At 61.8% G+C, this 19,088-nt stretch carries 21 protein-coding genes; 12 read left to right on the plus strand and 9 right to left on the minus strand.

Annotated features, from left to right (window positions below; genetic code table 11):
* The first annotated feature begins 15 nt into the window (after positions 1-15).
* The 3 genes from ASD01_RS03835 (at position 16) to ASD01_RS03845 (ending at position 2,979) form a co-directional block, all read left to right on the plus strand.
* Positions 16-825, plus strand: coding sequence for an ABC transporter ATP-binding protein (locus tag ASD01_RS03835; RefSeq protein ID WP_034795281.1), 810 nt, complete (start codon positions 16-18; stop codon positions 823-825).
* A gap of 82 nt (positions 826-907) precedes the next feature.
* Entirely contained in the window at positions 908-2,278 is a 1,371-nt protein-coding gene (locus ASD01_RS03840) for an MlaD family protein (protein ID WP_060643556.1), read from the plus strand.
* A gap of 86 nt (positions 2,279-2,364) precedes the next feature.
* Positions 2,365-2,979 (plus strand): ABC-type transport auxiliary lipoprotein family protein, encoded by a 615-nt coding sequence (locus tag ASD01_RS03845; RefSeq protein WP_034795038.1) that lies wholly within the window; start codon positions 2,365-2,367, stop codon positions 2,977-2,979.
* 16 nt (positions 2,980-2,995) lie between these two features.
* Here the strand turns inward: ASD01_RS03845 and ASD01_RS03850 are convergent, their stop codons facing one another.
* Complete coding sequence (locus ASD01_RS03850; protein ID WP_034795022.1) at positions 2,996-3,268, minus strand: BON domain-containing protein; 273 nt, start codon at positions 3,266-3,268, stop codon at positions 2,996-2,998.
* Between the two features lie 153 nt (positions 3,269-3,421).
* Between ASD01_RS03850 and ASD01_RS35315 the strand changes: the two genes are divergently transcribed.
* Complete coding sequence (locus ASD01_RS35315; protein ID WP_156400740.1) at positions 3,422-3,598, plus strand: hypothetical protein; 177 nt, start codon at positions 3,422-3,424, stop codon at positions 3,596-3,598.
* 140 nt (positions 3,599-3,738) lie between these two features.
* Here ASD01_RS35315 and hemF read toward each other — a convergent pair whose 3' ends face one another.
* On the minus strand, positions 3,739-4,650 hold the full coding sequence (hemF, locus tag ASD01_RS03855) for an oxygen-dependent coproporphyrinogen oxidase (RefSeq protein WP_034795020.1): 912 nt from the start codon (positions 4,648-4,650) through the stop codon (positions 3,739-3,741).
* Between the two features lie 211 nt (positions 4,651-4,861).
* On the opposite strand from hemF, the gene ASD01_RS03860 reads away from it, so the two are divergent.
* Positions 4,862-5,122, plus strand: a complete 261-nt coding sequence (locus tag ASD01_RS03860) for a hypothetical protein (protein ID WP_034795016.1) — start codon at positions 4,862-4,864, stop codon at positions 5,120-5,122.
* Positions 5,123-5,207: 85 nt separating this feature from the next.
* Here the strand turns inward: ASD01_RS03860 and ASD01_RS03865 are convergent, their stop codons facing one another.
* Positions 5,208-5,447, minus strand: a complete 240-nt coding sequence (locus ASD01_RS03865) for a hypothetical protein (RefSeq protein WP_034795013.1) — start codon at positions 5,445-5,447, stop codon at positions 5,208-5,210.
* Between the two features lie 52 nt (positions 5,448-5,499).
* Entirely contained in the window at positions 5,500-5,970 is a 471-nt protein-coding gene (gene soxR / locus ASD01_RS03870; protein ID WP_034795010.1) for a redox-sensitive transcriptional activator SoxR, read from the minus strand.
* Between the two features lie 77 nt (positions 5,971-6,047).
* Here soxR and ASD01_RS03875 point away from each other — a divergent pair, with 77 nt between their 5' ends.
* The gene (locus ASD01_RS03875) at positions 6,048-6,623 is read left to right on the plus strand and encodes an NADPH-dependent FMN reductase (protein WP_034795007.1); all 576 of its coding nucleotides are present in this window, start codon (positions 6,048-6,050) and stop codon (positions 6,621-6,623) included.
* A gap of 76 nt (positions 6,624-6,699) precedes the next feature.
* Here the strand turns inward: ASD01_RS03875 and ASD01_RS03880 are convergent, their stop codons facing one another.
* A complete protein-coding gene (locus tag ASD01_RS03880) occupies positions 6,700-7,161 on the minus strand; it encodes a tRNA (cytidine(34)-2'-O)-methyltransferase (RefSeq protein ID WP_034795003.1) in 462 nt (153 codons plus the stop codon).
* A gap of 6 nt (positions 7,162-7,167) precedes the next feature.
* Positions 7,168-7,740 (minus strand): GNAT family N-acetyltransferase, encoded by a 573-nt coding sequence (locus tag ASD01_RS03885; protein WP_051659327.1) that lies wholly within the window; start codon positions 7,738-7,740, stop codon positions 7,168-7,170.
* Between the two features lie 412 nt (positions 7,741-8,152).
* Between ASD01_RS03885 and ASD01_RS03890 the strand changes: the two genes are divergently transcribed.
* From ASD01_RS03890 to ASD01_RS03910, 5 genes are all read left to right on the plus strand, one after another.
* Positions 8,153-10,006 (plus strand): ABC transporter ATP-binding protein, encoded by a 1,854-nt coding sequence (locus ASD01_RS03890; RefSeq protein WP_034795000.1) that lies wholly within the window; start codon positions 8,153-8,155, stop codon positions 10,004-10,006.
* A 120-nt stretch (positions 10,007-10,126) separates the two neighbouring features.
* Positions 10,127-11,992: an ABC transporter ATP-binding protein gene (locus ASD01_RS03895; protein ID WP_034794995.1), complete on the plus strand. Its 1,866-nt coding sequence runs from the start codon at positions 10,127-10,129 to the stop codon at positions 11,990-11,992.
* 367 nt (positions 11,993-12,359) lie between these two features.
* The gene (gene petA, locus ASD01_RS03900) at positions 12,360-12,938 is read left to right on the plus strand and encodes a ubiquinol-cytochrome c reductase iron-sulfur subunit (RefSeq protein ID WP_034794992.1); all 579 of its coding nucleotides are present in this window, start codon (positions 12,360-12,362) and stop codon (positions 12,936-12,938) included.
* Between the two features lie 14 nt (positions 12,939-12,952).
* The gene (locus tag ASD01_RS03905) at positions 12,953-14,233 is read left to right on the plus strand and encodes a cytochrome b (RefSeq protein WP_034794990.1); all 1,281 of its coding nucleotides are present in this window, start codon (positions 12,953-12,955) and stop codon (positions 14,231-14,233) included.
* Positions 14,234-14,265: 32 nt separating this feature from the next.
* Positions 14,266-15,135: a cytochrome c1 gene (locus ASD01_RS03910; RefSeq protein ID WP_034794986.1), complete on the plus strand. Its 870-nt coding sequence runs from the start codon at positions 14,266-14,268 to the stop codon at positions 15,133-15,135.
* Between the two features lie 296 nt (positions 15,136-15,431).
* Here ASD01_RS03910 and ASD01_RS03915 read toward each other — a convergent pair whose 3' ends face one another.
* On the minus strand, positions 15,432-15,998 hold the full coding sequence (locus ASD01_RS03915) for a GrpB family protein (RefSeq protein WP_034794983.1): 567 nt from the start codon (positions 15,996-15,998) through the stop codon (positions 15,432-15,434).
* Positions 15,999-16,180: 182 nt separating this feature from the next.
* Here ASD01_RS03915 and ASD01_RS03920 point away from each other — a divergent pair, with 182 nt between their 5' ends.
* Positions 16,181-16,384, plus strand: a complete 204-nt coding sequence (locus tag ASD01_RS03920; RefSeq protein ID WP_060643557.1) for a hypothetical protein — start codon at positions 16,181-16,183, stop codon at positions 16,382-16,384.
* A 168-nt stretch (positions 16,385-16,552) separates the two neighbouring features.
* On the opposite strand, the gene istB is transcribed toward ASD01_RS03920, so the two are convergent.
* Positions 16,553-17,449, minus strand: coding sequence for an IS21-like element helper ATPase IstB (istB, locus tag ASD01_RS03925; protein WP_060643558.1), 897 nt, complete (start codon positions 17,447-17,449; stop codon positions 16,553-16,555).
* Positions 17,446-18,960: an IS21 family transposase gene (istA, locus tag ASD01_RS03930; RefSeq protein WP_060643559.1), complete on the minus strand. Its 1,515-nt coding sequence runs from the start codon at positions 18,958-18,960 to the stop codon at positions 17,446-17,448. The genes istB and istA overlap by 4 nt, the downstream gene beginning before the upstream one ends.
* Positions 18,961-19,088 lie beyond the last annotated feature (128 nt).

Raw genomic sequence — 19,088 nt, forward strand, 5'->3', positions numbered from 1 at the left:
AACAGCGTGAACCCAATCGAAAAGAGTCACGAGGGGTACCAGCCGACCGAGGCGAACGGGCGCGAGGCCGTGCTTTCCGTTCGCGACCTGACGGTCGGTTTCGGCTCCAACATCGTGCTCGACAAGCTGAACCTCGAGATCTACCGCGGCGAAATCCTCGGCTTCGTCGGAGCGTCCGGCACCGGCAAGTCGGTGCTGATGCGCACGGTTCTGAGGTTGCTTGCGAAGCGGTCCGGCAAGATCGAAATCCTCGGCGCGGACTACGACAACATCACCGAGGGCGAACGCATCGCGCTCGACATGCGTCTTGGCGTTCTCTTCCAGCACGGAGCGCTGTTTTCGGCGCTGACGGTGCGCGAGAACATCCAGGTGCCCATGCGCGAATATCTCGACCTGCCGCAGAGCCTCATGGACGAGCTGGCGCGGGTGAAGATCGAGCTGGTCGGCCTTGCGCCGGAGGCGGCGGAAAAGTACCCGTCGGAGCTTTCGGGCGGCATGATCAAGCGCGCCGCACTTGCGCGCGCGCTGGCGCTCGATCCGGACCTGGTCTTCCTCGACGAGCCGACCTCGGGGCTCGATCCGATCGGGGCGGCGGAGTTCGACGAGTTGATCGCCAAGCTGCGCGACACGCTGGGATTGACCGTGTATATGGTGACTCACGACCTCGACAGCCTCTTTTCGGTCTGCGACCGCATCGCGGTTCTCGGCAAGAAGAAGGTCCTGGTCGAAGGCACGGTGGAAGACATGCTGGCCTGCGACGATTCGTGGGTGCAGTCCTATTTCCGTGGCAAGCGGGCACGATCGATCGTGCGGAACGATCAATGAATCTTGAGAAGCCGATTTTGATGCCCAGGCGTCGAGATCGGAGGTAGAGCCGGTGAAGCGGCCACGAAGGTAGTCGGTACGAATGGAAACGAAAGCGAACTACGCCATTGTCGGTTTCTTCACGGTGTTCGTGGTCGCAGCCGCATTCGGCTTCGTCTACTGGATGTCGCAGTATGGCCGTAGCGGCGAGATGATCGAGCTGGTGATCAACATTCCGGGGTCGGCCAACGGCCTTTCGGTCGGCTCTCCGGTGCGCTTCAACGGCATTCCCGTCGGCACGGTTCGCAACCTCGCGATCGATGCCAACGATCCGCGTTATTCGATCGCGCTGACCGAGGTTTCGGTCGACGCGCCGGTGCTCAAGTCGACCAAGGCGACGCTGGAAGTGCAAGGCCTGACCGGTGCGGCCTATATCGAACTCAGCGGTGGCCACAAGGGCGACGAAAACATCCTGAAGACTGCGATCGAGAAGGGTACGCAGGCGCGTATCCTTGCGGACCAGTCGAGCGTCACCAGCCTGCTCGCGACGGCCGACCAGATTATGGACCGCGCCAACAGCGCCATCACCGACATCCAGGGCTTCGTCACTGACGTGCGCGGTCCGCTGACCAAGACGATCGGCAATGCCGAGACGTTTTCGAATGCGCTCGCGAACAATTCCGGCGCGATCGATGACTTCCTGAAGAGCGTGACGGAACTCTCCGGTTCGGTGAGTGCTGCGTCCAAGAAGCTCGATTCGACTCTGGAATCTGCCGAAACTCTGGTGAAATCGGTGGATCCGAAGAAGATCGATCAGATCGTCTCGAACGTCGAGCAGATCAGCACCGACCTGAAGGCTGCGTCGGGCGGCGTTTCCGAAACCATCGCTGCCTTCCGGCGCACGGTCGAAACCTACGAGCAATTCGGCAAGAACGCCCAGAAGACGCTGGAGCGGGTCGATACGCTGGTCGCCTCGGTCGACAAGCAGAAGGTGGAGCTCGTCGTCAACGACATCACAGCGGCGACGGCGGACGCCCGCAAGACGGTGGCCAACATCTCGCAGTTCGCCGACAAGATCACGGCGCGCCAGCAGGACATCGACCGCACGATCACCGACGTCACGCAGCTGGCAAGCAAGTTGAACGCTTCGGCCAACCGGGTCGACAGCATTCTCGTCAAGGTCGACGGTTTCCTCGGCGATGCGGACGCGCCGTCGCTTTCGGCTGACGCCCGCGCGACGCTCGCCTCGTTCCGCAAGATGGCGGACAACCTGAACGCCCAGATCGGCCCGATTGCGGAGAACCTCAAGCGCTTCTCGAATTCGGGGCTGCGCGACGTCGAGGCGCTCGTCACAGATACGCGCCGCACGGTGCAGAGCCTCGAGAACACGATCTCGACGTTCGACAAGGATCCGCAACGCCTTCTCTTTGGCGGCGAGACGGTAAAGCAATATGATGGCCGCACCCGACGCTGAGTCGGTGGGCACAGCCGGCGTGGGGCCGGGTGGTGTGTTTCGATCGGGAATGCGCCGAAGTTGTGTGGGACAAAGGTAACGGCAGTATGAGTTTTCCAGGGCTGGTGGGCGTGCGAGTAGCGGGAGCGTGGCGCTCCGCCCTGATGATCATGCTGGCAGCAGGACTTGCTGGCTGCGGTACCAAAGCGGTCAACGACACCTACAGTCTTTCGGCAAGGCCGGCCGTCGAAGGTCGCGCATCGACCGGCAAGCAGATCCTCGTGCCGGAGCCGACGGCTCTGAAGGCACTCGACAGCGATCAGGTCGTCATCCGCCTCTCCGGCGCGGAACTGCAATATCTCGCCAAGGCTCAGTGGAGCGACCGCCTGCCGAAGCTGGTACAGGCGAAGCTCGTGCAGGCCTTCGAGGACACAGGCAAGATCGGCGGCGTCGGCAAGCCCGGCCAGGGCCTGGCGATCGACTACCAGGTCATCACCGAAATCCGCGCCTTCGAGATTTCGACCGAGGGCGCCGACACGGCCAATGTCGAAATCTTCGCCAAGATCCTCAACGATCGCAACGGCACGGTGCTGGCGCAAAAGGCGTTTCGCGCCACGGCCGCGGTCAGGGGCACGGGCAACACGGCCTTCATCAAGGCCATGGATCAGGCCTTCGCCAATGTTTCGGCAGAAATCGTCAGCTGGACGCTCGGCTCCATCTGAGGAACCGAGAACGCTTCTATCTTGCGGCGACCGTCTCGATCCGGTTGATCACTTCCGCGACGCCTTGCACCTGTTTTGCCGCCTCTTCGGCGCGGAAAACCTCGCCTTCGGTCGCCACGAAACCGGCAAGCACAATGGTGTTGCCTTTGGCGGTAACAGTGACATCGGCTGCATCGAGGCCGGGCGTGACAGCCAGGAGATGGGCGACGCGGCGCTCCAGTTCGGCCGGGTGATCGGCCACCTGCCGCTCCGGTTCATCGCCGTAAAATGTCCGTTTCTTGAAGATCATTGTTTTCACCTCGCTCGACGAAGGTGAAACGCCTGATAGCGGGCTTTGTTCGCCTGTTTCATTCGAAACAGCGGGGTGGGACTGATCCGTGCGATGGCTCGTTTCAGGCGACGGGCGGCTCCGTCGCGGTCGGATTACACGGGGATATACAAAATGCGCAGTTCTTGCTTCGCCATGGCTCTGGCGACGACGATGGCACTTGCCTTGGCCATGCCGGCGAAGGCCGCGAACTATAGCTACGGCTGCAAACCGAGCTGCGTCGTCAAAACCGAACGGGCTTATGGCGCCGACGGTAAGGTCTTCTGGAAGAAGGTGCGGATCTGCAAGTGACGTCAGGAATTCCGAAGCGGCCCGCGACGGCATTGGTCAGCGGGCCATTCATCGGCTCGATCGCGCTATGACGCGGTCCCGGAGAAGAAGCGCATCTGCGCGGTGCGAGCGCTTCTCTCTGCCTGTCTAAGCTGCTGAGTTTACGGCCAGCGCACGACCGGGGGCAGGGACGACAGGATCGACTCGACATTGCCGCCGGTCTTCAGGCCGAAGATGGTGCCGCGATCGTAGAGCAGGTTGAACTCGACATAGCGGCCGCGGCGCACCAGCTGTTCGTCGCGGTCGTTTTCGGTCCAGGGCGCATTGAAATTGGTGCGCACGATCTTCGGATAGACGATGGCGAACGCCTTGCCGACATCACGGGTGAAGGCGAAATCGGCGTCCCAGCCGCCTTGCTCTTCCGAGGAATGCAGCCAGTCGTAGAAGATGCCACCGGTTCCGCGCGCCTCGTTGCGATGGGGCAGGAAGAAGTAGTCGTCACACCACTTCTTGAACTTGGCATGGTCGGCGACCGCATGGCGCCCGCAAGTGATCTCCATCGCGCGGTGGAAGAGCTGCGTGTCGGGATCCGTCATGACGCGACGGCGATCGAGCACCGGAGTGAGGTCGGCGCCGCCGCCGAACCAGTTGCTGGTCGTCACCACCATGCGGGTGTTCATGTGAACGGCCGGCACGTTGGGATTGACCGGATGGGCGATCAGCGAAATGCCCGAAGCCCAGAAACGGGGATCTTCGGCTGCACCCGGGATCTGGCTGCGGAATTCGGGCGAGAACTCGCCGTAGACGGTCGAGGTGTGCGCGCCGACCTTTTCGAAGACGCGGCCTTCCATCATCGACATGCGGCCACCGCCGCCCTTGCCATCCTCACGGCTCCAGTCCTTGGCAACGAAGCGGCCGGGGGCGCGGTCAGATAGCGGCCCGGTCAGCTCATCCTCCACCGCCTCGAAGGCGGCGCAGATGGTGTCGCGCAGCCCTTCGAACCATGCACGCGCCTCCGCCTTCTTATCTTCGATGTCTGCGGGGAGCCCCTGGGGTAGCTGCGGTCGTTCCATGAAATTACGTCCTGTTGGCGGGATTTCCCGATGAGATGCCGCCGATTCGATTGAAGTCGCCACAGTTCACACTTTGGCGCTGATGGCAACGGCGGTCCAGCGCTTCGGCCACTCGGTCGCGGCGTGTCCTTGGCCCCGGCGAAACCCGCCTACACAAAGCTCTGGCAAAGGCAGGCTTGCCTCACTATCTTACAATCCAGAGGTATAGCCCATGGCAAGAATACCTGCAGGCCCGCCGCTCGATGGATTGCGGCGGCAGATCGCCCGGCATCGCCGGGAAAATCCGACACGAGGCGACGGCCTTTTCGTGCGGGAAACCTTTCGGCTCGACCGCAGTGCTGCCCGTGCAAAAGCGCGGGAATGGTTCGACACCTGGCCGAAGGCCGCCTACTGGACCGAGGTGGAAAGCTGGCGCCAGCTCGAGGGCGACGAGATCGAGTTTACGATGCGCCGCCTGCCGACCGCGGATTGATCCATCGCCCCTGCCGCTTTTTCTGAGATCACCGGTCACGTCAACAAACGCGCCAGATTCCCTGCGAGCCAAGGTAGCACAGCGCTCAACCTCGATTTCGATCCTGAATATAAATCAGAGTTTTTCCGAGAAGAATCAATAGATTAATGATGGCTACCAGCCCGAGTATCACGGTCCCCAGGGCAAGCGCCAGGAATGTATTGACGGCGCATTGCTGATCCCCTGCGGCGCATGCGCGATCGTCAAGATAATAGAACCATGAGAACAGGATGAGAGCGAGAAGAGGAAGGACTATCGCAACTCGGCCTCTTAGTTCTGACTTCATCTTCTTTTCCGCACAATGACCATGCGTAGGCACCTTTGGTCGTGGCGGCCGCTCAAGGGTGGCTGTCTTCATCCATGAGCCTTGGGCCGGCGCCTTCCATCGACAGCACGTCGTGCGGATTGCGCAGAGGACATTCGCGCAGCGACAGGCAGCCGCAGCCGATGCAGCTCGTCAGATGGTCGCGCAACGCCATCAGGCTGGCGATGCGTTCGTTCAGCTGTTCGCGCCAGTTTTCGGACAATCTGCCCCAATCCTCGACCGTCAGCGGACGATCGTCCGGCAAAACCGACAAAGCGTCCTGGATTTCCGACAATGGAATGCCGGTGCGCTGCGCCACCTTGATGACGGCGACGCGCCTGAGCACGCCGCGCGGATAGCGGCGCTGGTTGCCGCGGGTGCGGTTGCTGCGGATCAGCCCCTTGGCCTCGTAGAAATGCAGGGTGGAGACGGCGACGCCGCTGCGCTCCGCCACTTCGCCCACGGTCAGTTCGCGGCGCAATTCGCTTTGTTTCACAATCGTCATAACGGCTATTGACCTCAACTAATCTTGAGGTTTTATAGCATTGGCTCCATGACTGAGACAACAGGAGCTTGATCCCCATGACTGAGAAAATGACCCTCGCCGTGATCTATGGCAGCGCGCGGCAGGGTCGCTTCTGCGACACAGTCGCCAATTGGCTGATCCGGGAACTATCGGCTTCCGACACCTTCTCCCTGACGATCATCGACCCGGCGCGGCTCAGAACGTCGCGCGGCCTTGGCGCGGCGGTCAATCCGGGCGAATGGCTGGAGCGCAAGATCGCCGAGGCGGATGCCTTCATCGTCGTTACACCCGAATACAACCACGGCTACCCGGCGGCGCTGAAGGAACTGATCGACTCTGTCTACGAGCCCTGGCACGCAAAGCCGGTCGCCTTCGTCTCTTACGGCGGCGCCTCGGGCGGCATTCGCGCGGTCGAGCAATTGCGCCAGGTGTTTGGAGAGTTGCACACGGTGACACTGCGCGACGGCGTGGCCTTCCCGAAGGCGTGGTCGAAGTTCGATGCTGCCGGCAACCTCTATAAACCGGAGGAGCTCCGCGCGCCGCTGTTTTTGATGATGGATCGCCTGACCTGGTGGGCGCGGGTGCTGAAGCAGGCGCGCAAGAGCAAACCTTACAACGAAGTCGCGGCGTAACGTTGGAAACGAGGGCTCTCGGCCGGGCTCTCAAAGAGCTCGGCCTGCCGCCAAGGAGACGGCTATGCAGACGGTATCAAATCGGCGAAACCTGCCGGATCGCTTCGCCCGCAATCATCGCGGCGGAGATCGCGATGTTCAGCGAGCGCTGGCCGTCGGCCATCGGAATGAGGATGCGGCCATCGGCGCGCTCGTGCACGTGATCGGGCACGCCGGCGCTTTCCCGCCCGAAAAGCAGGATGTCGTCTGGGCGGAAATCATAGCGCGTATAGGGCAGGGCAGCCTTGGTGGAGGCGAGCACCAGCCGACGTCCGCTCGCCGAGCGCCACTCTTCGAAGCGCTCCCAGTTGACGTGACGAGTGAGCGCCACCGACGCGATGTAGTCCATGCCGGCGCGCTTCAGGTTTCGGTCGGAGAGGTCGAAGCCGGCCGGCTCGATCACATCGACCGAAAGCCCGAGACAGGCGGCCATGCGCAGGATCGTGCCGGTATTGCCGGGAATATCGGGCTGGTAGAGGGCGATGCGCAGATTGCTCACGTCAGGTTACTCGTTTCCGGGGGCGTTGCGCCGCGTATCGAAATCCGCAGCCAGGATGCCCATCATGATGTCGTCGTGCCACTCACCGTCGATCAGCGCCGATTCGCGTTCGCGGCCCTCGATCGAGAAACCGGACTTGAGATAGGCCGCAATCGCCCGCTCGTTGAAGGCGAGGACCCTCAGCGAGACCCGATGAAGGGCAAGTTCGTCGAAGGCATAGGCCAATACCCGCTTGATGACCGCCGTGCCAAGACCCTTGCCAAGGCGATCCGGATCGAAAATGCCGATGGCGAAGTTCGCGCGGCGATCGGCGCGGTTGATGTTGTCGAGCCGCACTTCGCCGACGAGGCCGTCCTGATCGATGATCCAGGCGGCCGGATGTTCGGCGATGCGCGTTACCCAGGCGTCCGCTTCACCGTGGCCGAAGAGGCCGGGAAACGACCTGCCCGCACCGAACATCCGGTAGATATCCGGATGGCGGCCGAGCCTCAGGCGCACGTCTGCGTCACCCTCGCGGGGGCGCCGCAGGAGAAAGCCGACACTTTGAAGGTCAGGAGGCGTGTCCGATGAAGCGATCATCCTTGTTCTCCGCCGCGAAACGTCCGGCGCTGCTTGCTTTTGAGGTCGCTCATATTGCCTGCGCTAATCTGTGCCGAAACGGCAACAGCGGTCGGAGCGATGAAAAATTGGGCAAGAAAGTGCCTGCGACAATCTGGCATGCGAGCGCGAATAAGGGTAGAGATCGGACCTCTTCAACGCGAACCGACGGAGGCAAACATGAATGTATTGATGTTGACACGCCTTCCTGGAGTAGTGGGCCACCGTTTGGCCTGACCGGTTCCGCGACCTATCTTTTAACCGAGATCGACGCGCTTCCGGGACTCCGGAAGACGAAGCCCTTTGCGGGCTGCATTTCCGGACTGACTTTTTCATCATAAGAATGCGGGGCGAAATCCCGCTTTCCTTCAAAATACTCTGAAGGAGCAATGTTATGTTTGGCTGGTTTGAATCCCGCCTCAATCCCTATCCGCCGGAGGAGCCGACGGTTCCGCCGAAGACTCTGTTCGGCTTCTGCTGGCACTACTCCAAGCCGGCTGCGCCGTGGCTCATCATCATGTCCGTCTGTACGGCGCTGATCGCCATTGGCGAAGTGGCGCTGTTCCAGTTCCTCGGCAACATGGTGGACTGGCTGTCGAGCGCCGACCGCGAGAGCTTCCTCGCCGCCGAAAGCGGACGGCTGTTCTGGATGGGTGCGCTCGTCCTCATCGGCCTGCCGGGCCTCGTGGCGATCGATTCGCTGATCATGCATCAGGTGCTGCTCGGCAACTATCCGATGATCGCCCGCTGGCAGATGCACCGCTACCTGCTGCGCCAGAGCATGACCTTCTTTGCCAACGAGTTCGCCGGACGCGTGGCAACGAAAGTCATGCAGACGTCACTAGCCGTGCGCGAAACCGTGATGAAGATCCTCGACGTCTTCGTCTATGTCGTCAGCTACTTCGTCACGATGCTCGCCGTCGTCGCCACCGCCGACTGGCGGCTGGTGATCCCGCTCGGCATCTGGCTGGCGATCTACATCTGCATCGTCAGCTATTTTGTGCCGCGGCTGCAGAAGATCTCCAAGGAGCAGGCGGACGCGCGCTCGATGATGACCGGCCGGATCGTCGACAGCTACACCAATATCGGTACGGTCAAGCTGTTCTCGCATGCCGGCCGCGAGGAAGGCTATGCGCGCGACGGCATGGACGGCTTCCTCGACACCGTGCATCGCCAGATGCGCAAGGTGACGCTGTTCCACGTGCTGGTCTATGCCAACAACAGTATCGCGCTCTTTGCGATCGCAGCGCTTGGCATCCATCTGTGGCTGACGAGTGCGATCTCCGTCGGCGCGATCGCGATCGCCGTCGGCCTTGCGATGCGCATCAACGGCATGTCGCAGTGGATCATGTGGGAAGTCTCGGCGCTGTTCGAGAATATCGGCACGGTCTATGACGGCATCGGCATGATGACCAAGGCGCACGACATCGTCGACGAGCCGGACGCCAAGACGCTGACAGCGGACAAGGGGGCGATTGCCTTCGACAACATCCGCTTCCACTACGGCAAGGCCAAGGGTGTCATCGATCACCTGTCGCTCGATATCAAGCCGGGTGAGAAGATCGGCCTCGTCGGTCGCTCGGGTGCGGGCAAGACGACGCTGATGAACCTGCTGTTGCGCTTCTACGACCTGGAGGACGGTGCGATCCGGATCGACGGCAAGGATATCTCCACCGTCACGCAGGACAGCCTGCGCTCGCAGATCGGCGTCGTGACGCAAGACACCTCGCTCTTGCACCGCTCCATTCGCGACAACATCGCCTATGGCCATCCGGAAGCGGACGACGAGGCGATCATTGCGGCGGCCAAGAAGGCGAACGCCTGGGACTTCGTCCAGGGGCTCGAGGATAACCAGGGCCGCAAGGGCCTGGACGCGCAGGTCGGGGAACGCGGCGTCAAGCTCTCCGGCGGCCAGCGCCAGCGTATCGCGATCGCGCGCGTGTTCTTGAAGGACGCGCCGATCCTGATCCTCGACGAGGCGACCTCGGCGCTCGATTCCGAAGTCGAACAGGCGATCCAGGAGAACCTGTTCGCGCTGATGGCCGGCAAGACGGTGATCGCGATCGCCCACCGCCTGTCGACGCTGACGGAGATGGACCGGCTGGTGATCCTCGAGGCCGGCCGCATCGTCGAGACCGGCTCGCATGCCGAGCTCGTTGCCCATGGCGGTCTCTACGCTGACCTCTGGTCTCGCCAGTCGGGCGGCTTCATCGCCGACGACGTCGAGAAGGAAGAGGCCGCAGAGTAAGCAACCTGAGGCCCGCCGTTCGAAAGAGCGGCGGGCCTCTTTGTTAGACGTTACGCATTTGTAATCTGCAATTGTGTCGAAACCGATTGCTGTTCCTGCCGAACCGCCTATATCGGAACCATGCTCAGCGCCATCGTCAGCCTCTTCGAGAACTGGATCAAGCCCTTCGCACCGCGCGAGCGCCTGCAGCCGCCGAAATCGCTCTGGGGGTTTGCCTGGTTCTACGCCAGACAGGCCAAGGGACCGTTCATCGCTATGGCCGTCTTGGGCGGCCTCGTCGCCATGCTGGAGGCGGGTCTATTCTACTTCGTCGGGCGGCTCGTCGATCTGCTCGACACCGTGAAGCCGGAAGCTGGCTGGAGCGGGTTGATCGCCGCCAATGGCCCGGAGCTTCTGTTCATGCTCCTGACAGTCATGGTCTTCCGTTTCATCGCGGTGTCGTTGGCGGCGCTCGTCGAAGAACAGGCGATCACGACAGGCTTTTTGAACCTGGTGCGTTGGCAATCCTACGTGCACGTCGCCAGGCAGTCGCTGACCTTCTTTCAGAACGACTTTTCCGGCCGCATCGTCACCAAGGTCTGGGCCGGCGCTCAAGCAACGAGCGACCTGCTCGTCTCGCTGCTGCAGGTCGTCTGGTTCATCGTCATCTACACGGCGTCCACCATGGCGCTGGTGGCGCAGCTCGACTGGCGTCTGGCCGCGATGGTCGGCTTCTGGATCGTCGTCTTCCTGGTGCTGGCGCGCTTTTTCGTTCCACGCATCCGCAAGCACGCCCGCGATACCGCCGAAATGGCGTCGATGCTGAACGGCCGCATGGTCGATGCCTATTCCAACATCCAGACATTGAAGCTCTTCGGGCGCGACGAGGAGAACGACCGCTATATCCGCGGCGGCTTCGACCGGTTCCAGCGCGCGGTCATCCCGTTCACGCGGCTCTTGACGGCCGTGCGCGCCTCGCTGGCACTGCTTTCCGGCCTGATGATCACGGCGATCGCGGTCTACGCCATCCATCTCTGGCTCGCAGGCTCGATCAGTTCCGGCGCGGTCGCCTTCACGCTGGCACTGGTGCTCCGGCTCAACATGCTGCTTGGCCGCATGATGACGCAGTTCAACTCGATCATGCGCAACATCGGCACGATCCAGAACTCGGCCGAACTGGTCTCTCAGCCGATCGGTCTCGTCGATCGGCCCGACGCGACGGAACTGGCCGTGAGCAAGCCGGAAATCCGCTTCGAGCACGTCCGCTTCCACTACGGCAAGGGCGACCGCGTCATCGACGATTTCTCGCTCGTGGTGCGCCCGGGCGAGAAGGTGGGCATCGTCGGTCGCTCGGGCGCCGGCAAGTCGACGCTCGTCAACCTGCTGCTGCGCTTCTACGATCTTGAAAGCGGGCGCATCCTGATCGACGGCCAGGATATCGCGTCCGTCAGGCAAGAGTCGCTGCGCGCCCAGGTCGGCATGGTCAGCCAGGATACTTCACTTCTGCATCGCTCGATCCGCGACAACATCCTCTTCGGCCGTCCCGACGCGAACGAGGAGCAACTGATCGCTGCGGCGCGGAAAGCCGAAGCCTACGACTTCATCGCCGACCTTCAGGACCAGCGCGGCCACAAGGGGCTCGACGCCCATGTGGGCGAGCGCGGCGTCAAGCTTTCGGGCGGACAGCGGCAGCGCATCGCGATCGCCCGGGTGATGCTGAAGGATGCGCCGATCCTCGTGCTCGACGAGGCGACCTCGGCGCTCGATTCCGAAGTCGAAGCGGCGATCCAGTCCAATCTCGACCGCCTGATGCAGGGCAAGACGGTGCTCGCGATCGCGCATCGGCTGTCGACGATCGCCGCGCTCGACCGGCTGGTGGTGATGGACAAGGGGCGGATCGTCGAACAGGGAACGCACGCCGAACTTGTCGCCCGCGGCGGGCTTTACGCCGGGCTCTGGTCACGCCAGTCCGGCGGATTTCTCGCCCGGGAAGAGGCGGCGGAGTAGGGCGCTTTACGGACGCCTTCAAGCCCATCCGGCGGGCGTAAATTCCGCCCAACTGATGGCCGTCAAGTCCTTGTGCCAATTGGCCGCGCTTTTCCCCGCGACAATCTGCCCACATGCCCTTGTCAAGGCTGGACATAATTTGCGATCAAGCATAGAACGCGCCGGATTGACGGGGATTCTGCGTGCTGTGCGCGCGCCGATTCTTTTCGGATTCTGTGCCGATGTCGCATTTGCAACCGCAAGGCGATGGGGCGACAGCACTATGAATAGGGCGTGGTTCCTTGACCTGGATCAAACCGCAAGGGGCAGGAATTTCGCCGGGGGCGGATGCGGTTTCCGCAATATTGCGTGAGAGGATGGTTTAGCCGTGAGCGAACACGACACTTCAAGCGAGGCCTTGGGCGAGCCCACTCGCCGCGACTTCCTTTATCTGGCTACCGGTATGGCAGGCGTCGTCGGCGCTGGTGCCGTCGCCTGGCCGTTCATCGACCAGATGCGTCCGGACGCATCGACGCTCGCGCTCGCCTCGATCGAGGTTGACGTATCGAGCCTTCAGCCCGGTATGTCGCTGACGGCGAAATGGCGCGGCAAGCCGATCTTCATCCGCAACCGTACGGAGAAGGAAGTCGAGGAGGCAAAGGCCGTCAAGCTGGACGAGCTTAAGGACCAGGTTGCGCGCAACGCCAACCTTCCGGCCGACGCTTCCGCGAGCGACCTCGATCGTTCCGCCGGCGAAGGCAAGGAAAACTGGATCGTCATGATCGGTTCCTGCACCCATCTCGGTTGCGTGCCGCTTGGCCAGGCCGGTGATTTCGGTGGCTGGTTCTGTCCCTGCCACGGTTCGCACTACGATACGGCCGGCCGCATCCGTAAGGGTCCGGCGCCGGAGAACCTTCACGTGCCGACCTTCTCGTTCGTATCCGACACAGTTATCAAGATCGGTTGAGGGGACTACTGATAATGAGTGCTGAACATTCAACCTACACGCCGACGACTGGCATTGAGAAATGGGTTGATTCCCGTCTGCCGTTGCCGCGTCTCGTTCACGATAGCTTCATCAGCTACCCGGTTCCCCGGAACCTGAACTACGCCTACACCTTCGGTGCCATGCTCTCGGTCATGCTGATCGTACAGATCCTGACCGGTATCGTGCTGGCCATGCACTACGCCGCTGAAACGACCGTCGCCTTTAACTCGGTCGAGAAGATCATGCGCGACGTCAATCACGGATGGCTGCTGCGCTACATGCACGCCAACGGCGCATCCTTCTTCTTCATCGCCGTCTACCTGCACATCGCCCGTGGTCTCTACTACGGCTCGTACAAGGCTCCGCGCGAAATCCTCTGGATCCTCGGCGTGGTCATCTACCTCCTGATGATGGCGACCGGCTTCATGGGCTACGTTCTGCCCTGGGGTCAGATGTCCTTCTGGGGCGCGACCGTTATCACCGGCTTCTTCACCGCCTTCCCGCTGGTGGGTGAGTGGATCCAGCAGTTCCTGCTCGGCGGCTTCGCCGTTGATCAGCCGACGCTGAACCGCTTCTTCTCGCTGCACTACCTGCTGCCCTTCATGATCGCCGGCGTCGTCGTCCTGCACATCTGGGCGCTGCACGTAACGGGTCAGACCAACCCGACCGGCGTTGAAGTCAAGTCCAAGACCGACACCGTGCCCTTCACGCCCTATGCGACGCTGAAGGATGCGCTCGGCGTTTCCGTCTTCCTGATCATCTATGCCTGGTTCGTCTTCTACCAGCCGAACTTCCTCGGCCACCCGGACAACTACATTCCGGCTGACGCGCTGAAGACGCCCGCTCACATCGTTCCGGAATGGTACTACCTGCCGTTCTACGCGATGCTGCGCGCCATCACCTTCAATGTCGGCCCGATCGACTCCAAGCTCGGCGGCGTTCTGGTGATGTTCGGCTCGATCATCATCCTGTTCTTCCTGCCCTGGCTCGACACGTCCAAGGTCCGCTCGGCCGTCTACCGTCCGTGGTACAAGCTGTTCTTCTGGGTCTTCGTGGCCAACGCCATCCTGCTCGGCTGGCTCGGCTCGCGTCCGGCGGAAGGCCTGTACGTCGTGATGTCGCAGATCGGCACGCTGTACTACTTCGGCTTCTTCCTCGTCATCTTGCCGGTCCTCGGTCTGATCGAGACGCCGAAGCGCATTCCGAACTCCATCACCGAAGCGGTGCTGGAAAAGCAGAATGCCAAGGCGCAGCCGGCTGCCGCGCGCGCCTGATCAGAACAGCGATTGATAAGGAACCCACAACAATGAAAAAGCTTGTTACAGGCATTCTGTCACTCGCTGTCGTCGCTGGTCTCGGTCTCGGTACGGCTGTTGCCGAAGAGGCGAAGGGCGGCGAGGAGCATGGCGGCGGTACGCCCCACTATCCGATCCACAAGCCGGAACAGCAGGACTGGAGCTTTGCCGGTCCCTTCGGTCACTACGACAAGGGTCAGCTTCAGCGCGGCCTGAAGGTCTACGCCGAAGTCTGTTCTGCCTGCCACTCGATGAACCTGGTGTCCTTCCGCACGCTGGAAGGCCTGGGCTATTCGGAAGGCCAGGTAAAGGCCTTTGCGGCGAACTACGAAGTTCAGGACGGCCCGAACGCCGACGGCGAGATGTTCACCCGCAAGGCTGTCGCCTCCGACCACTTCCCGTCGCCTTACGCGAACAAGGAAGCGGCTGCCGCATCGAACAACGGTGCAGCTCCACCGGACTTCTCGCTGATCGCCAAGGCTCGCGGCATCGAGCGCGGCTTCCCGCAGTTCATCTTCGACATGTTCTGGCCCTACCAGGAAGGCGGCCCGGACTACATCCACGCGCTGCTGACCGGCTACCAGGATCCGCCGCAGGGCGTCGAAGTGGCTGAAGGCACGCACTACAACCCGTACTTCGCCAACGCTGCCGCGCTGGCGATGGCTCAGCCGATCTCCGCCGACCAGGTCACCTATGACGATGGCACGCCGCAGACGGTCGACCAGTACGCAAAGGACGTTTCGGCGTTCCTGATGTGGGCCGCCGAGCCGCACCTCGAAGAGCGCAAGCGCACCGGCTTCATGGTCATGGTGTTCCTGCTGATCTTCACCGGCCTGGTGTACCTCACCAAGAAGTCGGTCTACGCCAACAAGGAACATTGATCGGCTCCGGCTCAGGCCGGTACGACCAAGACCCAACGAAAAAGGCCCCGGTTCGTCCGGGGCCTTTTTCGTTTGCCACCGTGCATCCCGACACCGTTGACCTTGGGCGAGGAATTTGGCCGGACCTGCAGCAAGTTCGCGATGCTTCACGCATTCCTTTGGCGAAGGGCAGGCGGCTAAACACCAGTCGCTCGCAGGACAGGCTTGCGATGCAGACAGCAGCTACCGTATTCGGCCGATCATTGGCCACCGCACCGATCTCGGATTAAGGCTGTGCCGGGCAGCGGAAGACCGGCCTACGCATCGGAAGGACCTGGTCTCCAGCCGCTTGCCGCAGCCCACCGATCCGCGCGTCGAATGACCTGCCATAAGTGTTCCGACTTGCCCTCGGTATAGGCTGCCCGGTCGTGGCGATGTCGGCTTGCCAATGCCCGCTTCAGCTCGACGTATGGGCCGTGTTCCTCGGCATGGGCGCGCATGTAGTCGCGAAACAGCAGCGACCATTGTTCCTGCCAGCTTCCCGCTCGGCGCACGTGGATGTGCGTGCGTTCGTCGCCAGGGCGCTCACGAAAGTAGCGTTTCGCCAGATCGGTATTCTGCGGCCGCCACAGGTAGCCGATCGCCGCCATTTTTTCCGCCAGCACGTCGAGGGACTCCAGATCGGCAACGGAAATCTGAACATCGATGATCGGCTTGGCAGCCAGACCACGGATTGCGGTGGAGCCGATATGGTCGATACGCAAGGCATGATCGCCCAAAACCTGGCGGATCGTCTTCGCCTTGGTGGCAAACCGCTCCGCCCAATCGGAGGACCAATCGCAGATTTCAATCGGCTGTGTCGTGCAAGGCAGCTCCCTATCCATCGGACGAACTTCAGATGCAGAGCGTGATGATGTCAACATTCATTCCTGCGTTCCACCTGTCTGGCTGGCAGAGTGTCTGGCCGTCCGGATGCCGTTAAGGACGACTGCATGTTATGGTTGCATAGACCGTTGGCGCCCGCCTAGAAGGCTGCGTTATTGTTTCTTCAGAGGGGTGAATCTCGATGTCTATTTCTTTCAAACGCCTGGCGGTGGTCGCCGTGGTAGCTCTTGCCTTTGTTCCCGGTATTGCACAGGCCGAGAGTTACGCGACGCTCACCAAGCAAGGCTACGCCACCGGCAAGCTCTCCAGGGGCAAGTCCGGCGCCTGGGGCTGGGTGGTCTATAGCGCGGCGATCAGGATGAGACGGCGGCGACAATCTGGATGAGACTCTTATGTCGCGGTCGGGATGAAAGTATCATGCTGATTGTCGCTGGCAAGAGTCTCGTCGTGTTCTGATTGCCTCTCCGCGACAATCTGGGAAGCACTTTTAATTGTCGCGAAGNTATAGCGCGGCGATCAGGATGAGACGGCGGCGACAATCTGGATGAGACTCTTATGTCGCGGTCGGGATGAAAGTATCATGCTGATTGTCGCTGGCAAGAGTCTCGTCGTGTTCTGATTGCCGCTCCGCGACAATCTGGGAAGCACTTTTAATTGTCGCGAAGGCGGCAGGTCTGCCGCGCTGGCGTTTGGCTTCCATGGCGGAACGTCGCCGGTAGCTTTCGACGTTCATTTCGAAGATCGTTGCGTGATGAACAAGTCGGTCCACCGCCGCAAGCGTCATGGCCGGGTCCGGAAAGACGCGGTTCCATTCTCCGAAGGGCTGATTGGCGGTGATCATGATGGAACGCCGCTCATATCTTGCGGAGATGAGTTCGAAGAGCACGCTGGTTTCGGCCTGGTCCTTGGTGACGTAGGCCAGATCGTCGAGGATGAGCAGATCGAACTTGTCGAGCTTGGCGATGGCGGATTCGAGCTGGAGTTCACGCCGTGCGACCTGAAGCTTCTGAACGAGGTCGGTCGTGCGCGTGAACAGCACTCGCCAACCGTTTTCGATCAGCGCGAGGCCGATGGCGGCGGCGAGATGGCTCTTTCCGCCGCCGGGCGGGCCGAACAACAGGATATTGGCACCCTTGGCGAGCCAGCTATCGCCGGCGGCAATGGCCATAACCTGGGCCTTGGAGACCATGGGCACGGCGTCGAAGGCGAAGCTCTCGAGCGTCTTTCCGGGCGGCAGATGCGCCTCGGCGAGGTGACGTTCGATCCTGCGATGCGCCCGTTCAGCCAGTTCATGCTCGGCGATGGCCGAAAGGAAACGCGCCGCAGGCCACCCTTCACGATCGGCCTGTTCGGCAAATTGCGGCCACRGCGTTTTGATCGTCGGCAGCCTCAGGTCATTGAGCATGATGCCGAGGCGGGCTTCGTCGATGGTGTTGTGGACATTTTTCATGCGGCCTCTCCCGCMTAAGCAGGCCCCATCAGGGCTTCATAGCTATTGAGCGATGCGAGCTGCACATGCACAGTCGGCAACTGATCCGGGTCCGGRCCGAAGATGGCTCTCAAGGCCATCAGGTCGGGCAGTTTGCGGGCGTCGAGCGTTCTGGCAAGCTCCTCGGCCAGTTCACGCTCGCAWCCRCGATCATGAGCCAGGGCCAGCAGTTCGACGGTGACCTTGCAAGCCTGCCGGTCAGGCAGTTGCTCGATGAGAGTGTCGAAAGCCCTTCGGTATTCCGGCCGAGGGAAGAGCTTGTCGCGATAGACCAGGTTGAGAAGCGCCATCGGCTTTTTGCGCAGGGAATGAATGACGTGGTGATAGTTGACGACCTGATCGTGCTTGCCGCTCGCATGGGCGCGACCTCGCGGCAACGTCAGCAGATGCGTGCCGCCGATGAAGACGTCGAGRCGATCGTCRAACAAACGCACACGCAGCCGRTGGCCGATCAAAYGGGAGGGGACGGTGTAGAAGACYTTGCGCAAGGCGAAGCCGCCGGTGCGCGACACGGTGACGACCACCTCCTCGAAGTCGGTGGTGCGGCGAGCGGGAAGTGCCTGCAGATGCGGGCGCTCGGCATCGATGCGCTTGCCATGCGCGGCATTGCGGCGGCTGACGATCTCGTCGATGAAGGYGCGGTAGGAGCGGAGATCGTTGAAGTCTCGGGTGCCGCGCATCAGGAGTGCATCGCGGACGGCGYTCTTGAGATGGCCGTGGGAACTTTCGATCGAACCGTTCTCGTGGGCGATGCCCTTGTTGTTACGGGTTGGCGTCATCCGGTAATGAGCGCACAGGTCCTCATAGCGGTTGGTGAGATCGACCTKGGCATCGGCATCGAGGTTGCGGAAGGCGGCCGACAGGCTGTCGCTGCGGTGATAGAGCGGCGAACCGCCGACCGACCACAGGGCGTTCTGCAGGCCCTCCGCCAAGGCGACGAAGCTTTCGCCGCCAAGGATGACATGGGCGTGTTCGAAGCCCGACCAAACCAGCCGGAAGTGATAAAGCAGATGGTCGAGCGGCTGGCCGGCGATCGTCACGCTGAGGCTGCCCATGTCGGTAAAATCCGACAGCCCCAACCGGCCGGGTTCGTGCGTCTGGCGAAAGATCACCTCCTGTGCCTCACCGTGAACGGCCCGCCATGACCGAATGCGCCGCTCAAGTGTGCGGCGAATGCTTTCGGGCAGTTCCGGATGACGCCGCAGCATCTCGTCATAAACGGCGACCGCACGAATGCCGGGAGCGGCTTTGAGGAGCGGAACGACCTCCGCATCAAAGATATGCGCAAGCGGATCGGGGCGACGCCGACCGCGCGGCGGCTTGWTTTGCGACGGAAGCCGTTGCTCTTTCTCCACACGGAACGCCGTCGCCCGGCTGATCGACGCCTTCGCGGCGGCGACCTCAACAGAATGCGTTTGTCGATACTTCATGAATAATCTCATCTGATGATCGGTTACATGGCGACCCGGCACAAAGGTGGTTCTCCATTCCAGAAAACCGCCACCGTAGCGGGCCGACCGCGATCATGAGACGCCTAAAAATTGCGCCGCGGCGGGAGTGTAACTCCGGTCGGGCTACGCCCTCCCTTCGTCACACCCCC

The organism is Ensifer sp. Root423 (assembly GCF_001426275.1).
GTDB classification, from domain to species: Bacteria; Pseudomonadota; Alphaproteobacteria; order Rhizobiales; family Rhizobiaceae; genus Ensifer; species Ensifer adhaerens.